The sequence below is a fragment of the Halococcus morrhuae DSM 1307 genome (genome assembly GCF_000336695.1).
Taxonomy (GTDB): Archaea; Halobacteriota; Halobacteria; order Halobacteriales; family Halococcaceae; genus Halococcus; species Halococcus morrhuae.
In genome coordinates, this window is sequence record NZ_AOMC01000109.1 from 46,649 (window position 1) to 64,104 (window position 17,456).

The following is a 17,456-nucleotide window of genomic DNA, read 5'->3' on the forward strand; positions in this document are numbered from 1 at the left end:
TCTGTCTCTATTCTTCGTCCGCGTCCTCGACGTCGATCTCGGTCCAGTCGGCGTCCGTCTCATCCGTCGGTCCGAACGCCATCTCCGTTCCCCGGACCGCGTCGCCGAGTCCCTCGCCGAGCCGTTCGCTGTCGCCGATCGTCCTGACCTGTTCGGCGAGCGCGTCGATATCGACGTTCTCGACGAGCGCCACCGCGGCCGCCTCGCCGACGCGACCGCCGACCTCGCTGCCGGCCGACTCCTTCACGACGCGGCCGAGCAGTCCGCTGCTGCTCGCGCCCTTGGCGGCCAGCCGTCCGACGAGTGCGCCGAGGACCTTTCCGAGCCGTTCGTACTCGACGGCGTCGTCGAGCGCCGCGCCATCGGCGAGCGCATCGATGTCGATGCCCTCGATCAGCTCCGTGATGGCATCGCCCGCGTAGTACGCTTCCATGCCGCGCTCGATCGCCTCTTCGGGGGTATCGTCGTCCATTACCGGAGCCTATCGCGGCCGACGGATATGACTGTTCCCAGCAGATGCAGCGCTGCTCGATCGACCGTTATCGCCGACGGCGACATTTGCCGTAACTCGTGGTTATAGATGGGACGCGATATATGCACCACGTACATGACCGACGCAGAGGGGCGCGGGTTCGGTACGCGCTGCGTCCACGCCGGCCAGACGGCGGACGCGGCGACCGGTGCCCGTGCACCGCCGCTCTACCAAACGACCTCCTACGCCTTCGAGGACGCCGATCGCGCCGCGGATCTCTACGCGCTCGACGCCGAGGGCGATGTCTATTCGCGGATCTCGAACCCCACGGTCCGAACCCTCGAAAACCGCCTGGCGGACCTCGAAAACGGCACCGATGCGCTCTGCACTGCATCGGGAATGGCCGCCCTCGACGCCGCGACGCTCGTCCTCGCCGGGACCGGCGACAACGTGGTGAGCGCCGCCTCTATCTACGGCGGCACGCACGCCTATCTCTCGAACACCGCCGCCCGCCGCGGCATCGAAGCACGGTTCGTCGACACGCTCGATCCCGCGGCCTACGCTGACGCGATCGACGAGAACACGGCGTACGTCCACTGTGAGACGATCGGCAACCCCTCGCTCGTCACGCCGGATATCGGGGAAATCGCCGACGTGGCCCACGATCACGGCGTTCCGCTGCTCGTGGACAACACGTTCGCCACGCCAGCACTCTGTCGTCCGCTCGATCACGGCGCGGACCTCGTCTGGGAATCGACCACGAAGTGGCTCCACGGCGCGGGCACGACGATCGGCGGCGCGCTCGTCGACGGCGGCTCGTTCCCCTGGGCCGACCATCCCGAGAAATACCCCGAGATCGGCGGCGCAAACCCCGCCTTCCACGGCCTGAACTTCGCCGAGCAGTTCGGCGAGCGCGCGTTCACCGCCGCCGCCCGCCAGCGCAGCCTCCGCAGCCTCGGCGGGAGTCAGTCGCCATTCGACGCCTGGCTCACCCTCCAGGGGCTCGAAACCCTCCATCTCAGGATGGAGCGCCACGCCGAGAACGCCCTCCAAGTGGCCGAGTATCTCGACGACCACGACTCGGTCGCGTGGGTCGCCTATCCAGGGATCGAAGAGCACGAAACACACGTGAACGCCCGCGAGTATCTCGACGGCGGGTTCGGCGGGATGATCGCGTTCGGGCTGTCAGGGGGGTACGAGGCCGGCAAGCGCCTCTGCGAGGACGTCGAACTCGCCAGTTTCCTGGCGAACGTTGGCGATGCGAAGACCCTCGTGATCCACCCGGCGAGCACGACCCATGCCCAGCTCTCGGAGGCCGACCAGCGCGCCTCGGGTGTCACACCCGATCTCGTGCGGCTCTCGGTTGGGATCGAGGACGCGGCGGACATCGTCGCCGATCTGGGGGCGGCGATCGAATGACGACGCGCGACGTTCGCTCCCTCGGCGAGTTCACCTTCGAGTGTGGCGAGTCCATCCCGGAGCTCGAACTCGCTTACGAGACCCACGGCGAGTTCACCGGCGATAATGCCATACTGGTCTGTCACGCGCTCACCGGGAGCCATCATGTCGCACGCGTCGCGCGAAGCGCGACGGAACGGTCGAGCGGCTCGCCGCGAGACGGTGGTGGGAGGGGCGGCGACTGGGCAACCGAAACGGACGGCCAGGCCCGCGCGTGGTGGGACGACATCGTCGGTCCGGGCAAGGCCATCGATACCACCGAGCAGTTCGTCGTCTGTGTGAACATTCCCGGTTCCTGCTACGGCTCGTCGGGACCCGCTTCGACGAACCCCGAGACCGGCGAACCCTACGGCACCGACTTCCCGCCGGTCACGGTCGCCGACTGGACGCGTGCCCAGCGCCGCCTGCTCGACGATCTCGGGATCACGACGCTCGCGGCGGTCGTCGGGGGGAGCGTCGGCGGGATGAACGTGCTCGAATGGATCAAGCGCTACCCTGACCGGGTCGAGCGCGCAGTCCCCGTGGCTGCGGCCGCCCGCCTCGACGCCCAGTGCGTCGCGCTCGACGGTATCGCCCGCCGCGCGATCACGACCGACGCGAACTGGGCGGGCGGCGACTACTATGGAGGGACCGAACCCGACGACGGCCTTGCACTCGCGCGCCAGCTCGGGCACTTGATGTATCTCTCGAAGGACTCGATGGCACGGAAGTTCGGCCGTCGGGCTGCCGGCCGCGACGCCGCCCGCGACGACTTCCCGGTCGACCCCGCAGCGGGCTTTTTCCCCTATCGCGACGTCGAGTCGTATCTCGACTACAACGCCGGGACGTTCGTCGATCGTTTCGACGCGAACAGCTATCTCTATCTCACGCGCGCAATGGACGACTACGACCTCGCCGCCGGTCACACCTCGGATGCGGACGCGCTCCGGGCCTTCGACGGCGAGATACTCGTGATGAGCTTCACCGGCGACTGGCATTTCACGACCGAGCAGTCCGAGTCGCTCGCCGAGGCGTGTCGCACCGCGGGCGTCGACGTCGCCCACCACGTCGTCGACTCCGATCACGGCCACGATGCCTTCCTGGTCGAGCCGGAGAACGTCGGTCCGCCGATCGCCGACTTCCTCGCCCACGGAACCGCCGGTCGCGCCGTGACCGACACCGGTACTGAGTCGGGCGAGGCGTTCGCACCCGTTCACGCCAGCCTGTTCGGCGATTGAGTCAGTCGAGCCGCTCGGCGAGCAGTTCCTGCAACTCTTCCATCGATTCGACCACGGCGTCGCAGTGCGGTTCGACCGCCGGTTTCGGCTCGTAGCCAATAGCGAACCCCGCAGTCCGGAGCATCGGCAGGTCGTTCGCGCCGTCGCCGACGGCGATCGTCTCCTCGATGTCGATGCCGGCGTTGTTCGCCACCGCCCGGAGCGCATCGTCTTTCGTCCCCTCGACGAGCGGGCCGGCGACCTCGCCGGTGAGGCGTCGTTCCTCGAACTCGAGCTGGTTGGCGACGATCGCGTCGACGGGCGTTTCCGACCGTGCGAGCACGCTCTCGACGCCGCGGCCGAACCCGCCCGTGACGATCGCGGTCACGACGCCGGCGTCGTTCAGGTCCCGGATCAGCTCGGCCGCCCCGGAGCGCAGCACGACGTTCTCGACACCCGCCTCGACGCCCTCGACCGGGAGGCCTTCCAGCAACGAGACGCGTTCGCGGAGGCTCTCGGCGTACTCGATCTCGTCGTTCATCGCCCGCTCGGTGATCGTCGCCATCTCCTCGGCGACGCCGTACTGTTCGCCGAGCAGCACGCTCATCTCCGAGTCCGAGAGGGTGCCGTCGAAGTCGAACGCGACCAGTTTCATACCCGCCCATCGGCCCGCCGGGTTCAAAACGTTCGCATCCGTGCCGCCCGATCGGCCGGCGAGACGTGCCAGTGAGGAAAGGGTTAACCCTCCCGCGTCGGAGGGTTCGACATGAAGGTACTCGTCACGGACCCCATCGCCGAGCCGGGCCTCACGCGCCTGCGCGAGGCCGGCCACACCGTCGAAACGGCCTACGACGCCGAAGGTGACGCCCTCCTCGAAGCGATCGCCGACGCGAGCGCGCTCGTCGTCCGCTCGGGCACCGAGGTCACGGCCGAGTTGCTCGATGCCGCCCCCGATCTCGCGATCGTCGGGCGGGCGGGCATCGGGGTCGACAACATCGACATCGACGCTGCCACCGAGCGGGGCGTCATCGTCGCCAACGCCCCCGAGGGCAACGTCCGCGCGGCCGCCGAGCACACCGTCGCGATGACGTTCGCCGCCGCGCGCTCGATCCCGCAGGCCCACGCCCGCCTCAAGGCTGGCGAGTGGGCCAAAGGCGACTATCTGGGGACGGAACTCGACGGCGCGACGCTCGGCATCGTCGGCTTCGGCCGCGTCGGCCAGGAGGTCGCGAAGAAACTCGACAGCCTCGGCATGGAGCTCGTCGCCTACGATCCCTACATCTCCGAGGAGCGCGCCGCGAACCTCGGAGCGGAGCTCGTCGAACTCGACGACTGCCTCGTGCGCGCGGACGTTCTGACGATGCACACGCCGCTGACGCCCGAGACGGAGGATCTCATCGGTGAGGAGGAGTTGAACAGACTCGGCGACGGCTATCTCGTCAACTGCGCGCGCGGCGGCGTCGTCGACGAACGCGCGCTCGCGGCCGCCGTCGACGACGGGACGCTCGCCGGCGCGGCGATCGATGTCTTCACCGACGAACCGCTCGACGAAGACAGCCCGCTCCTGCGCGTCGACGACGTGATCGTGACGCCCCATCTCGGTGCGAGCACCCACGCTGCCCAGAAGAACGTCGCCACCGATATCGCCGACCAGGTGCTCTCGGCGATCCGCGGCGAGCCGGTGATGAACGCGCTCAACGCGCCCTCGATGGACGCGAGCGCGTTCCCCCGCGTCGAGCCGTATCTCGACATCGCCTCCACAGCAGGGAAAATCGCCACCCAACTGCTCGACGGGCGTGTCGAGGGCGTCGAGGTCACCTACGCCGGTGACATCGCTGGCGAGGAGGTCGATCTCGTGACCGCGAGCGCGCTCCAGGGTGTGTTCGAGCCGCTCGAATGGCAGGTCAACGCCGTCAACGCGCCGCGCATCGCCGAGGAGCGCGGCATCGACGTGACCGAATCGAAGACCCACACCGCCGCCGATTTCCAGTCGCTCGTGACCGTCACGGTCCAGAACGGCGGCACGGAGATCGGCGTCTGCGGAACGCTGTTCGCCGGCGAGGATCCGCGCATCGTCCGTATCGACGGCTTCCGTGTCGACGCGATCCCGTCGGGCCACATGCTCGTCGCGCGCAACGAGGACACGCCCGGTCTGATCGGTTTCATCGGCACGGTCCTCGGCGATGCGGACGTCAACATCGCGGGCATGTTCAATGCCCGCGAGACGATCGGCGGCGAGGCGCTGTCGGTCTACAACCTCGACGAACCCGTCACCGACGAGCTGCGCGACCGCCTCGAAGCCGACGAGCGCGTCATCGATACGACCTATATCGCGCTCAACGGCACGGAGTAGTTCTCGACCACAACTATATAATGGTCGTTCTGTGTAGTGCTTGAAGTATGAGCACTGACGGGGGGAGCCCCGGCGATCCGACCGACGAGTACGACGAGGGATTGGCCGACAGCAGCGACGACGAGCGCAGCATCGAGTTCTACGGCGGGCGCTGGCTGAGCGCGCTCCCGCTCGCGATCTTCGTCGTCTGGGCGGTCTTCCAGAGCGGCGTCCTCCAGATCGGCGACACGCAGGGGTTGGTCGCGGGGATGCTCGTCGCCCTCATCATCGGGATGTTCTTCGCCAAGGGCGACTGGAAGCAGTACGCGAACACGATCTTCGAGGGGATGACTCAACCCGTGGCGGCGACGGCCATCGTCGCGTGGCTGTGGGCGGGCATGTTCGCCGACACCCTCCAGGCCGGCGGGTTCGTCGACGGCCTCATCTGGGCGGCGACCGCCCTCGACATCGGTGCGACGCTGTTCCCGGCGGCGGCCTACATCCTCGCGGGCCTGCTCGCGACCGGTATCGGTACCGGCTACGGCACGGTCGTCGCGTTCACGACGCTGTTCTTCCCGGCAGGCGTGCTGCTCGGCGCGAACCCGGTGCTCACGTTCGCGGCGATCCTCTCGGGGGCGGTCTTCGGCGACAACCTCGCGCCAGTGAGCGACACGACGATCGTCAGCGCCGTCACACAGGATTCGGACATCGGCGGCGTCGTCTCCTCACGCTTCAAGTACGCTGCCGTCGCGGCGATCATCGCGCTCCCGGCCTACATCGTCGCCGGGAGCCTGATGGACGGCGTCGACGTCGCCCAGCAGGCCGGCGGCCTGCTCACCGAGAACAGCAACCCGCTCGGTCTCGTCCATCTCCTTTCGGTCGCGGTCGTCATCGGCACCGCGATCCGCGGTCGCCACATCGTCGAAGCGATCTCGTGGGGACTGATCACCTCGGCAGTCCTGAACGTCGTCACCGGCCTGGCGAGCGTGAGCGACATGCTTGTCTTCCAGGCACCGCAGAACTCCGGCATCGCCCAGTCGCTTTCGGGCCTCCCGTTCATCGAACTCGTCCAGAGCTCGGAGACGGGCGTCGCCGGCAGCATCTACAGCGGTGCGGTCGGTTTCTTCCCGCTGATCGTCCTCACGCTCCTGATCGTCGCCGGCGCGCAGATCCTCGTCCGCGGCGGCGGTTTCGAGGCGATGCAGGACTTCCTGCTCGGATCGGTCGCGACGAGCCTCCGCCGGGCCGAGATGACGATGGTGCTCGGCACCGCCGCGATCAACGCGATGATCACGATCAACACGGCCGCCGAGATCGCCATCGCGCCGTACATCGCCCGCATCGGCGAGCGGTTCAACATCAACGGCTACCGCCGCGCGAACATCCTCGACGCGAACACCTCGGCGCTCGGCTACATCTTCCCGTGGGGCGGCGGCCTGCTCGCGGGCTACACCGCCATGCTGGGACTACCCGAGCAGTACAGCTGGTTCACCCAGTCGATGCTGGTCAACCCGGCGGAGGTTTGGCCGTTCGTCTTCCACGGCTGGCTGCTGTTTTTCGTCTTCATCGTCGCCGCCCTGACCGGCTTCGGGCTCGAATACACGTCCGACCGCGAGACGGGTGAGGTGGCACGCGTATGAGCCGTCTCGCCGCGTTCACCGAGGGACTCGAATTCCGGACGAACAAGCCGAGTTTCGATCCCGGCACGGAGTTCCGGGCGTTCGTCACCGGCTACGAGAACGGAACCGCGCTCGTCCGCCTCGGCGACAGCGTGCTCCAGATTTCGGACGCCCCGCCGAACCTGCTCGACACGCAGGTGCCCGTCCGCGTCGAATCGTTCGACGACAACGATCACACGGGACAGGCGTCGCTGCTCGACGGCTTCGACGACGAAGAGAACTGAGCAGTCAGTTGGGAGCGATTCGAGCGTGTGCGCTCACTCGCGCGCGAGTTTTTCGTAGGTTTCCGCTTGGATTTCGCGATTGATCTCGGCGAGTCGCAGCACTGCTTCGCGTCGCTCGGCTTCGGATTCTGCGTTCCGGACCCGTTCACGGAGTTCGGCACGCTCGTCCCGGTAGCTCGATGGAGTGGTCTGTGCCATCCTCTCGCTCGTCGATACGTCGGCCCCGGTATTTACTCTTCGGCTTCATGAGCATGCTCGCGGCAATACGCGATGACACCACTCATGTCGACGTTCCGTTCGTCCGTCGCAAAACGCTTGAGGATGGCACGAACGTCGTCTCCGTGATCGAATTCGTAGCCATTTATGTCGTAGATAACCTCCGCCGTATTCAACGCCGTGCGCTTGTTCCCGTCCACGAACGGGTGTTCGGCGGCGAGCAGTCGCATGAGGTGTGCCGCCGTTTCGTGGACCGTGTCGGGCGCTTCGCCGAAATAGCCCTCCGAAACGTAGATCAGCGCTGATTCGACGGTTTCGGGCGAGCGCACGCCGGCTTCGGTTTCGCGATCGCTCACGACGACTGCCTCGTGGATGGCGAGAACGTCTTCGACCGTCGGATAGACGAGGTCGGCCATCGGTACCTAGCCGCTCAGATGGTCGAGGATCGCCTCGGTGTCGTTCGCCACCGGTTCCGGCTCGGCCCCCGCGGCGGCGGCCGCGTCGGGGTCCTTCAGCAGGTGGCCGGTCGTCAGGCAAACCACGTCCTCACCGTCGTCGACGACGCCCTCCTCGCGGAGTTTGCGCAGGCCGGCGACGCTGGCCGCGCTCGCGGGTTCGACGCCGACGCCCTCCTCGGCGAGCGCGCGCTGGGCGTCGGTGATCGCGTCGTCGGCGACCGCGACCGCGGTGCCGCCGGTCGCCCGGATGCCGGGGAGGGCCTTCGGCGCGTTGACCGGGTTGCCGATCCGGATGGCCGTCGCGCGCGTCTCGACGTCCTCCCAGCGTTCGGTGTCCTCGTAGCCCTCCTCGATGGCCTCGACCATCGGTGCGGCCCCCGCGGCCTGGACGCCGGTCAGCATCGGCACCTCGTCCTCGGCGAGCGCGCCCGCCCGGACGAGTTCGCGGAAGGCCTTGTAGAGTGCCGCCGTGTTGCCGGCGTTGCCGACCGGGAGGACGATGCGGTCCGGGAACCGCCCGTACTCGTCGCGAAACGTTTCGAGGATCTCGAAGCCGATCGTCTTCTGGCCTTCCAGGCGGAAGGGATTGAGCGAGTTGAGCAGGTAGGCCTCGCCGCGGTCGGCGAGTTCGCTCACGATGTCGAGGCAGGCGTCGAAGTTGCCGTCGACTTCGAGGATGCGTGCACCGTGGAGGGCGGCCTGGGCCACCTTGCCGGCGGCGACCTTGCCAGCCGGGAGCAAGACGAGCGTCTCCAGGCCGGCGCGTCCGCCGTAGGCCGCGAGCGCCGCGCTCGTGTTGCCCGTCGAGGCACAGGCCAGCCGCGAGACGCCGAGCTCCTCGGCGACGCGAACCCCGACGGTCATCCCCCGATCCTTGAAGCTGCCCGTCGGGTTCATCCCCTCGTGTTTGATGCGCAGGCTCCGTACTCCGACGTCCGCTTCGAGCCGGGGGACCTCGTGCAGCGGCGTGTCACCCTCGGGCAGCGAGACACCGTGATCGAAGGGCAACGCCGCGTCGTAGCGCCAGACGCCGCGACCCGAAAACTCCTCGAACGTCGGATACTGCTCGTAGCGCGCTTCGAGCAGCCCGCCGCAGTCGGGACAGCGGTAGGTCGGTTCGTCGAACGGGGCGAGCTGTTCGCCACACTCGATGCAGGCGAGCCAGACACCGTCGTCGGCGCAGTCGGGCGCGGCCGCGGCGAGGCTGAGGTCGGACATGTGCGCGCCTCGGGGGCTGTGGGCAAAAGTCGGCTGGTTCGCACACCACAAGCGTGGTGCTTACCCACGCGTGGCCACAACGCCACGCATGAGCCAGCGGACGACGCGTCGGCGATATCTCGGCGCGCTCGGGGCGACGCTCGCCGCCTCGATCGCCGGCTGTTCCGGCGTCCTCGGCGGCGAGAACACGACGAACGGATCGTCGACGACAGGGACGCCGTCGGGAAACGCGACGAACGCCAGCCGCTCCTCTCCGAGTCCGTACACGCAAGTCTACCGCGACACCATCGGCTCGGTCGTCCTCATCAGCGTCACCAGTCGATCGGGCCGGGGTGGACAGGGTTCGGGATTCGTCTTCCGTGGGAACCACGTCATCACGAACGCCCACGTCGTCAGCGATGCGAGCGACGTCCAGGTTCGGTTCTCCAAGGGTGAGTGGCGCTCGGCGTCGGTCGTCGGGACGGACCCGTCGAGCGATCTCGCCGTCGTCGACGTACGGAACACACCCCAGTACGCCGAACCGCTCTCGCTGGTCGAATCCGAACCCGCCATCGGCACGGAGGCGGTCGCCATCGGCAACCCGTTCGGGTTGGAAGGCTCGGTCACGTCGGGGCTGGTCAGCGGCGTCAACCGCCTGATCCCCGCGCCGAACGGCTACCGGATCCCCGACGCGATCCAGACCGGCGCGCCGGTCAACCCGGGCAACTCGGGCGGCCCGCTCGTCGATCTCGACGGCCGGGTCATCGGCGTCATCAGCTCCGGCGGCGGCGAAAACCTCGCCTTTGCCGTCTCGGCGGCGCTCGTCGAGCGCGTCGTGCCGTCGCTCATCGAGAACGGCGCATACGAGCACGCCTACATGGGCGTCGGGCTGCAGACCGTCACACCTGATCTCGCCGATCGTGTGGGACTCGATCGCCCGCGTGGCGTGGCCGTCACGCAGGTCAGTCAGGACGGCCCGTCGGACGGCACGCTCAGGCAGGGCGACGTCATCGTCGGTCTCGGCGGCGAGAAAATCGCCGGCCGCCAGCAGCTCTCCTCGTATCTCGCGCTTCAGGCATCGCCGGGCGATACGATCGACGTCACGGTGTTGCGCAACGGCGAGCGCCGAACGCTCTCGCTCACGCTCGGCAGCCGGCCGGAACAGCCCGGTGCGTTCGAGCGCACGCCCGAATCAGGCTAGCTCGCCCGTTCATTCGAGCGCTTCGTCCCCGAACCCGTCGATGCGCGAGTGGACGTAGGCGGTCCACTCGTCGAGCGTGTCGTGCATCAGCTCTTTCGCCTCGGGTAACGGCGTCGCGGTGTACTGATAGACGTGACCGCCGCCATCGAGCAGTCGGCGACCGCGGTCGGCGAGGCCCTTCTCGCGCAGCGTCGACAGCGAGCGATTGACGTTCGAACGATCACGATCCAGCTCTTCGGCGAGCTCCGCGACCGTGCTCTCCGGGCGATCGCACAGCGTCCGATAGGTCCGCGTCTCGTGGCGCTGGATGTCGAAGACGCAGACCATCACCTCCGCGAACCCGGGCTCGGAGTCGACCATTAGATCGCGAAACCGCTGCGGGTCCGGATCGGAGTCGATCATGGGGACCGTTCGGTGAGCTGGAAGATAAACATCCGCCCGCGGTCGTGCGCGCTTCGCGCCAATGCGCGCCGTTCGCCAACACGGGTCATGGCTATGTCGGCGCGCAAACTACCGTCGTTCGCATGAGCCAAGAAACTCGCACCGACACGACGGCGGCGACCGGTACACGACTGGCCGACTGGCAGGCGGGCGTCGTTGGCGGCCTGGCGGGCGGCGCGGCGATGGGCGTGCTGATAACCATGCTGATGCCGCCGGTCATCGAGATGGCGATTCCGGCGCTGTACGGCCTTCAGGGCGGGCTCGCCGGCTGGATCGTCCACATGGCCCACAGCGCGATCCTCGGCGTGGTGTTCGCCGCGATCGCGGCCACCACGGGCATCGGGAACGGTATCGGCCGATCGACGATCGCCGGCCTCGTGTACGGGGTCGTCCTCTGGGCGGTGCTCGCGGCGCTCGTGATGCCGATCTGGTTACAAACAGTGGGCTTCGCCGGCGCGCCGCCGCTCCCGAATTTCGCGCTCCCCGGGAGTCTCCCGGCCCACGCCGTCTACGGCGTGCCCGTCGGCGCGATCGTCCCGCTGCTCGGGAACTAGCGCGCGTCGAGCAAGAAGCTCAGTAACCCCTTCTGGGCGTGCAGGCGATTTTCGGCCTGTCGCCAGACGAGCGAGCGCTCGCTCTCGATCACCGTGTCGGTGATCTCCTCGCCGCGGTGGGCCGGCAGGCAGTGCAGCACGCGCGCGTCGGTTCCCGCGAGCAGCTGCTCGTTCAGCTGGAAGCCGCTCTCTTGAAAGGCGGTGCGCTTTTTCTCCCCACTCGTCTCGCCCATGCTCACCCAGACGTCGGTGTAGATCGCGTCGGCATCGGCGACCGCCCGCTCGGGATCGTCGGTCGTCGTCGGTCGTGCGCCGAGTTCCGCTGCTTGCTCCAGTACATCGTCGTCGATCCCGTACCCCTCGGGCGTCGCCACGGTAAGCTCGATGCCGGCGAGCGCACAGCCAAGCACGAACGATTGAGCGACGTTGTTGCCGTCGCCGACCCAGGTCACCCGCGAGTCGAAGCCGATCGTCTCGCGGATCGTGAGCAGGTCAGCGAGCGTCTGGCAGGGGTGGGCGTCGTCGGTCAGTCCGTTGACGATCGGCACCGTGGCGTGGGCGGCGAGCTCTTCGAGATCGTCGTGCTCGAACAGCCGCACCATCGCGCAGTCGACGAAGCCCGAGAGCGTGCGCGCGGTGTCCTTCAGGGGTTCGCGCTCGCCGAGCCCGATGTCCTCCGGGCCGAGGAAGATGGCGTGGCCGCCGAGTTGGGTCATCCCGGTCTCGAAGGAGATGCGCGTCCGCGCGCTCGGCTTCTCGAAGACCATGCCAAGCGTCTGGCGTTCGAGCAGCGGCTCGCGCTCGCCGCGATCTACCTGTGATTTGAGCTCGCTCGCCGTGTCGAGCACCGTCGTCAGCTCGTCGGCCGAGAGATCGTCGATATCGGTGAAATGCCGAGTCATGCATCCCCCGTGATCCGTTCGGCGACGGTACAGAGCACTTCGACGCTCGTGTCGAACTCGGCGAGCGGGAGGCGCTCGTCGGGCGCGTGATCGAAGTCCGAATCGCCCGGGCCGTAGGTGACCATCGGGCAGTCCCAGGCACGATAGATGTTCATATCGCTGGTGCCCGTCTTGCGGAGGCTGCGCGGTTCGCCGCCCGCCTCCCGGATCGCCGCGCGGAACGCGCTCGCGAGCGGCGTCCTTGGGCTCGCCATCACGGGATCGACGCTGTCGTGCCAGCGCACGGTCCCAGTATCGAGTTCACCGTCGGCCATCTCGCGCACCTCGTCGACGGTGAGGCTCGGCGGCACGCGCAGCTGGACGTCCATCGTCGCCTCGACGGAGAGCCCGTCGTCGCTCACACCGCCCGCGATCGCGGTGGCCTTCGGCGTGACGCGCTCGAAGACCGGCGTCCACTCTTCGCCCTCGTCGACGGTCGCCTTCACTCGTGCCCACCACTCCATTGCGTCCTCGATGGCGTTGTTCTCGGGGCGTGAGGTGTGGCCGGACTCGCTCGTGGCGACGTAGGTGCCCGCGAGCAGCCCCCGATAGCCGAAAGTGACGCCATCCCAGCCCGAGGGCTCGCCGTTGACCACCGCTCCGGGTGGCTCGCGCGTCGAAACGAGATGGCGCGCGCCGTCGGAATCGGTCTCCTCGCCGACGACGCCCGCGAAGCTCACCCCTGTGCGCACGGCCGCGACCGCCATCGCTGCGAGCGGGCCGGTCGCGTCGACGCTGCCGCGCCCCCAGAGGACCTCTTCGCCGCCATCCGCTTCGACACGGACCGGAATCTCGCCGGGCACGGTGTCGATGTGGGAGGTCAGCAGTACGGCGTCGTCCGCCGGTGCACGGACGTTGCCGACCGCGTCGATCGTCGCCGCGCGCCCGTGTGCTTCGAAGAAATCGACGAGGCGCTCCGCACAGGCGCGCTCCTCGCCGGTCGGCGACGGGGTTTCGACGAGCGAGACGAGCAGGTCGCGCGCCCGACTCGCCGAAACGCTTGCGACGCTCTCGCTCACGACTCCCCTCCGAGCACGGACGCGAGCGCGTCGACGACCCGATCGGCGTCCGTCTCGTCCATCACCAGCGGCGGGAGCAGCCTGACGACCGACCGGCCGGCCGGCAGCGCCAGGATCGAGTGATCGAGCGCGAGATCGCGGAGAACGCGGTTGGCCCCGCACTTGACCTCGATACCGACCATCAGCCCCATACCCCGGATTTCGCGGACGTCATCGCCGACCGCCGCCCGGAGTTCGGTTTCGAGATAGTTGCCCACGTTCCCGGCGTGTGCGGGCATCTCCTCCTCGACCAGCGTCGAGAGAGTGGCGTCGATGGCGGCGCTCACGACCGGCCCCCCACTAAACGTCGAGTTGTGTGAGCCGTGGCTCTCGGCGATCCAGTCGGCACAGAGCGCCGCGCCGGCGGGCAGGCCGTTCGCCAGCCCCTTCGCCGTCGTGAGCACGTCGGGCGTCACGCCCTCGTGCTCGCAGGCCCACAGTTCCCCTGTTCTTCCCATCCCGGTCTGCACTTCGTCGAGGATCAGGGCTGCGCCCGCCTGCTCGGTCTGTTCGCGCGCTGCCGCGAGATAGCCCTCGGGCGGGCGGTTGATGCCACCTTCACCCTGGACGGGTTCCAGGATCAGCGCGGCCGTCTCGTCGTCCACCGCATCCGCGAGCGCCGCTTCGTCACCGTAGGGAACGAACTCAACGTCGCCGATCAGCGGCTCGTAGGGGTCGCGATACTCGTTTTTCCACGTGGTCGCGAGCGCGCCCATCGTCCGCCCGTGGAAGCCCTGCATCGTGGCGACGATCTTCGAGTCGCCGGTGGCGCTCCGGGCGAATTTCAGCGCCGCCTCGTTCGCCTCGGTCCCCGAATTGCAGAGCCAGACGTTTTCCAGTCCCTCCGGCGCGGCGGCTTCGAGCGCCGCGTTCGCCCGCTCGCGCGCTGCGACGGGATAGGAGGCCTGCACGAACGTCAGCCGTTCCAGTTGCCCGCGGATCGCCTCGGTCACTGTCGAATGGGTGTGGCCGAGCGGCGCACAGGCGTAGCTCGCCCCGCAGTCGAGATATTCGTCGCCGCTCTCGCCGTAGAGATGAACGCCCTCGCCGCGTTCGAGACGGATCGGCTTCTCGGCGTGGACGAAGCCGCTCATGCCTCGACCTCCCCGAGTACGCCCGGCGAAAGATGCGTTCCACCGCCGTCGAGCGCCGACCGGATCGGATTCTCGGAATTGGCGTCGGCGACGACGACCGACGCCGCACCGCCGTCGAGCGCCTCCTTGGCCGCCATCACCTTCTTGCCCATGAACCCCTCGGCGACCGACTCGACCCGTTCGAGTTCTTGAGGTGTCGCCGCCCGCTCGATGAGCGTCGCCGGGTCGTCCGGGTCGTCGAGCACACCCGGCACGTCGGTCAGCACGACCAGAGTCGCGTCGAGCGCGCCGGCGACCGCCGCGGCCGCGCGGTCGGCGTCGGCGTTCACAGGTGTATGGTCGTCAGCCACCATCGGGACCGTCACGACCGGCGTGTAGCCGTCCGCGAGCAGCGATTCGAGCAGATCGTCGTTGACCGACTCGATCTTCCCGGAGTGCTCGCCGCGGCGGATCTTCGTCTTTCCGTCCTCGACGACCTTCACCGCGGACTTCCGCGGCCCGGTCAGCAGTCCGCCGTCGACGCCCGACAGTCCGAGCGCGTCCACACCGTCCGCCCGCAACTGCGCGGTGAGGTCCGTGTTCAGCTTTCCGGGCAGCACCATCTCGAAGACTTCCATCGTGCGCTCGTCGGTGAACCGCCCGACGACGCCGCGTGGCGTCTCGACGTACTCCGGCTCCTCGCCGAGCTCGTCGAGCGTCTCGTCGACCGCCGTCGAGCCGCCGTGGACGACGACACAGTCTTCGCCCTCGTCGACGAGCGCCGCCACGTCCGCGACGGCCCCGGCCGGGTTCACCGCCCGCGCGCCGCCGACTTTCACGACGACTGTCATCAGGGCGCTCCCACGGGATGCAACCCCTGAAAACCGAGTCCAGCTGTCTCCTCGAACCCGCAGGAAATGTTCGCCGCATGGACGGCCTGGCCTGCCGATCCCTTCATCATGTTGTCGATCGCCGAAAAGACGACGATGCGTTTGTTACTGGGGTCGAGCTCGAACCCGACCTCCGCGTAGTTGGTGCCCGCCACCGCCTTCGGTTCGGGATAGCGATAGACGCCCGTGCCGCCGGCCACGAGCCTGACGAACGGTTCGTCGTCGTAGGTCTCGCGAAAGGCACCCCAGAGATCGCCGGTCGTCACCGGTTCGTCTGGAAAGACGTGACAGGTCGCCGCTGCACCACGGGTCATGTCGACCGCGTGGGCGCTGAAGGCCGTCTCGCAGCCGAACTCGGCCTGGATCTCGGCCTCGTGGCGGTGGCCCGTCGGCGCGTACGGTCTGACGACGCCCGACCGCTCGGCGTGCGACGACGCCTTCGAGCTTCCGGCACCGCCTTCCGAGGAACCGACTTTGACGTCAACCACCAGCTGCTCGCTCCCGTCCAAAATTCCGCCGTCGAACAGCGGTGCGAGTCCCAGAATGGTGGCGGTCGCGTTGCAGCCACCCGCCGCGATCAGCGACGCACCCGGCAACTCTTCGCGGTTGCGCTCGGGGAGCGCGTACACCGATTCCTCCAGGAGCTCGGGCCGGCTGTGGCCGTCGTACCACTCGTCGTATTCGGCCTCGCTATCCAGCCTGAAGTCGGCGCTCAGATCGACGACCGTGTCGGCCGCTTCCTGGAAGGCGTCGATATGCTCCATCGACACGCCATGCGGGGTGGCGGCGAACAGCACGTCGACGCTATCGAGATCGGTCGGCTCGCTGAAGCGCACGTCGAGCTCCCGGAGATTGGGATGCACACTACCGATCGTCTTGTTCGCGTACTCACGACTGGTCGCCTGTGCGACCGTGAACTCCGGGTGGCTGGTGAGCAGGCGCAGCAGTTCGCCGCCGGTGAACCCGCTCGCGCCGACGACGGAGGCGGTATGGCTCATTCGTTCGTCCTCGTGGCCGCCGTCATGCGGGGACCTCGGCGGGTTCGGCGCTCTTCGCCCTCGTTTCGAGCCAGTCGACGACCTTCCCGGGGACGTCGACGTCTGCGACCCCGTCGAGCGCCTTGAACTCGACCGTGTGATTCACTTCGTGGACCGTATAGGAATCGCCCGTCTCCATCAGGTCCACACCCAAGAGTCCGCCGCCGACTGCCTCGCTGGCGCGGGCGACGAGATCGCGTGCCTCATCGTCGAGTTCGAAGCACTCGGTTTCGGCACCCTTCGCCGCGTTCGTGAGCCAGTGATCCGAGGACCGGACCATCGCCGCCACGGGCTCGCCGTCGGTCGCCAGCACGCGGATGTCACGTCCGGGTTTCTCGACGAACTCCTGGATGTAGAACACCTTGTGCTCGTAGTGACCCAGGGTGGCCTTGTGTTCCAGAATCGCTTCGGCGGCGCTTCTGGAGTCGATCTTCGCCATCAGGCGACCCCACGAGCCGATGACGGGTTTGAGGACGCAGGGATAGCCGAACTCCTCGATGCATTCCATCGCGCTCTCCTTGGTGAAGGCGACCTCCGTACGCGGGGTGGGCACCCCGGCTCCCGCGAGCGCGAGGCTGTTCTTGGCCTTGTCGGCACAGATGTCGGCGGTCGCGGGATCGTTGATCACCGGGATCCCGTAGGCCGCGAGGAACTGCGTCGCGTACCGGCTCCGGCTGGTCGCCAGACAGCGGTCGACGACGATGTCGACGTCGGCGAGCGCCGCCGGCGGCTCCGAGAGCCCGAAGCGCTGGTCGCGCACGTCGACTTTCACGACCTCGTGGCCGCGCTCGCGGAGCTCGCCGAGCAGGAGTTTCTCGTCCTGCCTGATACGCGAGTAGAGGACGCCTATCTTCACGCTTACTCCCCCCAGTCTTCCTCGAGCTCGGGGGCGGTTTCGAGTTCGACAGGACCCGTCGCGACCACTTCGAGCTCGCCGCCGCAGGTGCCACAGTCGATGATCTCACCGGTCTCCACGTCGTCGTGCAGGGACAGTTCGGCCCCACATTCGGGACAGTTCGCCATTGTGTC

At 67.9% G+C, this 17,456-nt stretch carries 20 protein-coding genes; 7 read left to right on the top strand and 13 right to left on the bottom strand.

Going from position 1 to position 17,456, the window contains the following annotated elements; genetic code table 11:
* Positions 1-7 precede the first annotated feature (7 nt).
* Positions 8-472 (bottom strand): hypothetical protein, encoded by a 465-nt coding sequence (locus C448_RS08630; protein ID WP_004053949.1) that lies wholly within the window; start codon positions 470-472, stop codon positions 8-10.
* A gap of 135 nt (positions 473-607) precedes the next feature.
* On the opposite strand from C448_RS08630, the gene C448_RS08635 reads away from it, so the two are divergent.
* Together C448_RS08635 and metX are read left to right on the top strand one after the other, a co-directional pair.
* Positions 608-1,891 (top strand): O-acetylhomoserine aminocarboxypropyltransferase/cysteine synthase family protein, encoded by a 1,284-nt coding sequence (locus C448_RS08635; RefSeq protein ID WP_004053951.1) that lies wholly within the window; start codon positions 608-610, stop codon positions 1,889-1,891.
* On the top strand, positions 1,888-3,147 hold the full coding sequence (gene metX, locus C448_RS08640; protein WP_004053953.1) for a homoserine O-acetyltransferase MetX: 1,260 nt from the start codon (positions 1,888-1,890) through the stop codon (positions 3,145-3,147). Before C448_RS08635 ends, metX begins: the two co-directional genes overlap by 4 nt.
* A 1-nt stretch (position 3,148) precedes the next feature.
* Here metX and serB read toward each other — a convergent pair whose 3' ends face one another.
* Positions 3,149-3,781: a phosphoserine phosphatase SerB gene (serB, locus tag C448_RS08645; protein WP_004053955.1), complete on the bottom strand. Its 633-nt coding sequence runs from the start codon at positions 3,779-3,781 to the stop codon at positions 3,149-3,151.
* A 111-nt stretch (positions 3,782-3,892) separates the two neighbouring features.
* Here serB and serA point away from each other — a divergent pair, with 111 nt between their 5' ends.
* From serA to C448_RS08660, 3 genes are read left to right on the top strand one after another with little or no spacing between them, the layout of a single operon-like run.
* A complete protein-coding gene (gene serA, locus C448_RS08650; protein WP_004053957.1) occupies positions 3,893-5,479 on the top strand; it encodes a phosphoglycerate dehydrogenase in 1,587 nt (528 codons plus the stop codon).
* Between the two features lie 47 nt (positions 5,480-5,526).
* The gene (locus C448_RS08655) at positions 5,527-7,098 is read left to right on the top strand and encodes a Na+/H+ antiporter NhaC family protein (RefSeq protein WP_004053958.1); all 1,572 of its coding nucleotides are present in this window, start codon (positions 5,527-5,529) and stop codon (positions 7,096-7,098) included.
* Positions 7,095-7,361: a DUF7513 family protein gene (locus C448_RS08660; RefSeq protein WP_004053960.1), complete on the top strand. Its 267-nt coding sequence runs from the start codon at positions 7,095-7,097 to the stop codon at positions 7,359-7,361. The genes C448_RS08655 and C448_RS08660 overlap by 4 nt, the downstream gene beginning before the upstream one ends.
* A gap of 33 nt (positions 7,362-7,394) precedes the next feature.
* On the opposite strand, the gene C448_RS16170 is transcribed toward C448_RS08660, so the two are convergent.
* From C448_RS16170 to thrC, 3 genes are read right to left on the bottom strand one after another with little or no spacing between them, the layout of a single operon-like run.
* On the bottom strand, positions 7,395-7,559 hold the full coding sequence (locus tag C448_RS16170) for a hypothetical protein (RefSeq protein WP_160162787.1): 165 nt from the start codon (positions 7,557-7,559) through the stop codon (positions 7,395-7,397).
* A gap of 32 nt (positions 7,560-7,591) precedes the next feature.
* Positions 7,592-7,993, bottom strand: coding sequence for a type II toxin-antitoxin system death-on-curing family toxin (locus tag C448_RS08665; RefSeq protein WP_004053962.1), 402 nt, complete (start codon positions 7,991-7,993; stop codon positions 7,592-7,594).
* A gap of 6 nt (positions 7,994-7,999) precedes the next feature.
* Positions 8,000-9,253 carry a threonine synthase gene (gene thrC / locus C448_RS08670; protein ID WP_004053964.1) on the bottom strand — a complete coding sequence of 418 codons (1,254 nt, stop codon included), beginning with the start codon at positions 9,251-9,253 and terminating at the stop codon, positions 8,000-8,002.
* 88 nt (positions 9,254-9,341) lie between these two features.
* Between thrC and C448_RS08675 the strand changes: the two genes are divergently transcribed.
* Positions 9,342-10,433 carry a S1C family serine protease gene (locus tag C448_RS08675; protein ID WP_004053965.1) on the top strand — a complete coding sequence of 364 codons (1,092 nt, stop codon included), beginning with the start codon at positions 9,342-9,344 and terminating at the stop codon, positions 10,431-10,433.
* A gap of 9 nt (positions 10,434-10,442) precedes the next feature.
* Here the strand turns inward: C448_RS08675 and C448_RS08680 are convergent, their stop codons facing one another.
* The gene (locus C448_RS08680; protein ID WP_004053966.1) at positions 10,443-10,835 is read right to left on the bottom strand and encodes a helix-turn-helix domain-containing protein; all 393 of its coding nucleotides are present in this window, start codon (positions 10,833-10,835) and stop codon (positions 10,443-10,445) included.
* 122 nt (positions 10,836-10,957) lie between these two features.
* Between C448_RS08680 and C448_RS08685 the strand changes: the two genes are divergently transcribed.
* Positions 10,958-11,428 carry a hypothetical protein gene (locus C448_RS08685; RefSeq protein WP_004053967.1) on the top strand — a complete coding sequence of 157 codons (471 nt, stop codon included), beginning with the start codon at positions 10,958-10,960 and terminating at the stop codon, positions 11,426-11,428.
* On the opposite strand, the gene argF is transcribed toward C448_RS08685, so the two are convergent.
* From argF to lysW, 7 genes are read right to left on the bottom strand one after another with little or no spacing between them, the layout of a single operon-like run.
* Positions 11,425-12,330, bottom strand: a complete 906-nt coding sequence (gene argF / locus C448_RS08690; RefSeq protein ID WP_004053968.1) for an ornithine carbamoyltransferase — start codon at positions 12,328-12,330, stop codon at positions 11,425-11,427. The two genes, C448_RS08685 and argF, sit on opposite strands and share 4 nt — an antisense overlap.
* Positions 12,327-13,388, bottom strand: a complete 1,062-nt coding sequence (locus tag C448_RS08695; protein WP_004053969.1) for a [LysW]-lysine hydrolase — start codon at positions 13,386-13,388, stop codon at positions 12,327-12,329. Before C448_RS08695 ends, argF begins: the two co-directional genes overlap by 4 nt.
* Positions 13,385-14,521, bottom strand: a complete 1,137-nt coding sequence (locus C448_RS08700) for an aspartate aminotransferase family protein (RefSeq protein ID WP_004053970.1) — start codon at positions 14,519-14,521, stop codon at positions 13,385-13,387. Before C448_RS08700 ends, C448_RS08695 begins: the two co-directional genes overlap by 4 nt.
* Positions 14,518-15,351 (bottom strand): acetylglutamate/acetylaminoadipate kinase, encoded by an 834-nt coding sequence (locus C448_RS08705; protein ID WP_004053972.1) that lies wholly within the window; start codon positions 15,349-15,351, stop codon positions 14,518-14,520. Before C448_RS08705 ends, C448_RS08700 begins: the two co-directional genes overlap by 4 nt.
* The gene (gene argC, locus C448_RS08710) at positions 15,351-16,388 is read right to left on the bottom strand and encodes an N-acetyl-gamma-glutamyl-phosphate reductase (protein WP_004053974.1); all 1,038 of its coding nucleotides are present in this window, start codon (positions 16,386-16,388) and stop codon (positions 15,351-15,353) included. Before argC ends, C448_RS08705 begins: the two co-directional genes overlap by 1 nt.
* A gap of 22 nt (positions 16,389-16,410) precedes the next feature.
* Positions 16,411-17,283, bottom strand: coding sequence for a lysine biosynthesis protein LysX (gene lysX, locus C448_RS08715; protein ID WP_004053976.1), 873 nt, complete (start codon positions 17,281-17,283; stop codon positions 16,411-16,413).
* A gap of 2 nt (positions 17,284-17,285) precedes the next feature.
* Positions 17,286-17,450: a lysine biosynthesis protein LysW gene (lysW, locus tag C448_RS08720; protein ID WP_004053979.1), complete on the bottom strand. Its 165-nt coding sequence runs from the start codon at positions 17,448-17,450 to the stop codon at positions 17,286-17,288.
* Positions 17,451-17,456: the final 6 nt, after the last annotated feature.

Coding starts and splice junctions, on each gene's coding strand:
- C448_RS08630 (WP_004053949.1), bottom strand. CDS start 472: ATGGACGACGATACCCCCGAAGAGGCGATCGAGCGCGGCATGGAAGCG.
- C448_RS08635 (WP_004053951.1), top strand. CDS start 608: ATGACCGACGCAGAGGGGCGCGGGTTCGGTACGCGCTGCGTCCACGCC.
- metX (WP_004053953.1), top strand. CDS start 1,888: ATGACGACGCGCGACGTTCGCTCCCTCGGCGAGTTCACCTTCGAGTGT.
- serB (WP_004053955.1), bottom strand. CDS start 3,781: ATGAAACTGGTCGCGTTCGACTTCGACGGCACCCTCTCGGACTCGGAG.
- serA (WP_004053957.1), top strand. CDS start 3,893: ATGAAGGTACTCGTCACGGACCCCATCGCCGAGCCGGGCCTCACGCGC.
- C448_RS08655 (WP_004053958.1), top strand. CDS start 5,527: ATGAGCACTGACGGGGGGAGCCCCGGCGATCCGACCGACGAGTACGAC.
- C448_RS08660 (WP_004053960.1), top strand. CDS start 7,095: ATGAGCCGTCTCGCCGCGTTCACCGAGGGACTCGAATTCCGGACGAAC.
- C448_RS16170 (WP_160162787.1), bottom strand. CDS start 7,559: ATGGCACAGACCACTCCATCGAGCTACCGGGACGAGCGTGCCGAACTC.
- C448_RS08665 (WP_004053962.1), bottom strand. CDS start 7,993: ATGGCCGACCTCGTCTATCCGACGGTCGAAGACGTTCTCGCCATCCAC.
- thrC (WP_004053964.1), bottom strand. CDS start 9,253: ATGTCCGACCTCAGCCTCGCCGCGGCCGCGCCCGACTGCGCCGACGAC.
- C448_RS08675 (WP_004053965.1), top strand. CDS start 9,342: ATGAGCCAGCGGACGACGCGTCGGCGATATCTCGGCGCGCTCGGGGCG.
- C448_RS08680 (WP_004053966.1), bottom strand. CDS start 10,835: ATGATCGACTCCGATCCGGACCCGCAGCGGTTTCGCGATCTAATGGTC.
- C448_RS08685 (WP_004053967.1), top strand. CDS start 10,958: ATGAGCCAAGAAACTCGCACCGACACGACGGCGGCGACCGGTACACGA.
- argF (WP_004053968.1), bottom strand. CDS start 12,330: ATGACTCGGCATTTCACCGATATCGACGATCTCTCGGCCGACGAGCTG.
- C448_RS08700 (WP_004053970.1), bottom strand. CDS start 14,521: ATGAGCGGCTTCGTCCACGCCGAGAAGCCGATCCGTCTCGAACGCGGC.
- C448_RS08705 (WP_004053972.1), bottom strand. CDS start 15,351: ATGACAGTCGTCGTGAAAGTCGGCGGCGCGCGGGCGGTGAACCCGGCC.
- argC (WP_004053974.1), bottom strand. CDS start 16,388: ATGAGCCATACCGCCTCCGTCGTCGGCGCGAGCGGGTTCACCGGCGGC.
- lysW (WP_004053979.1), bottom strand. CDS start 17,450: ATGGCGAACTGTCCCGAATGTGGGGCCGAACTGTCCCTGCACGACGAC.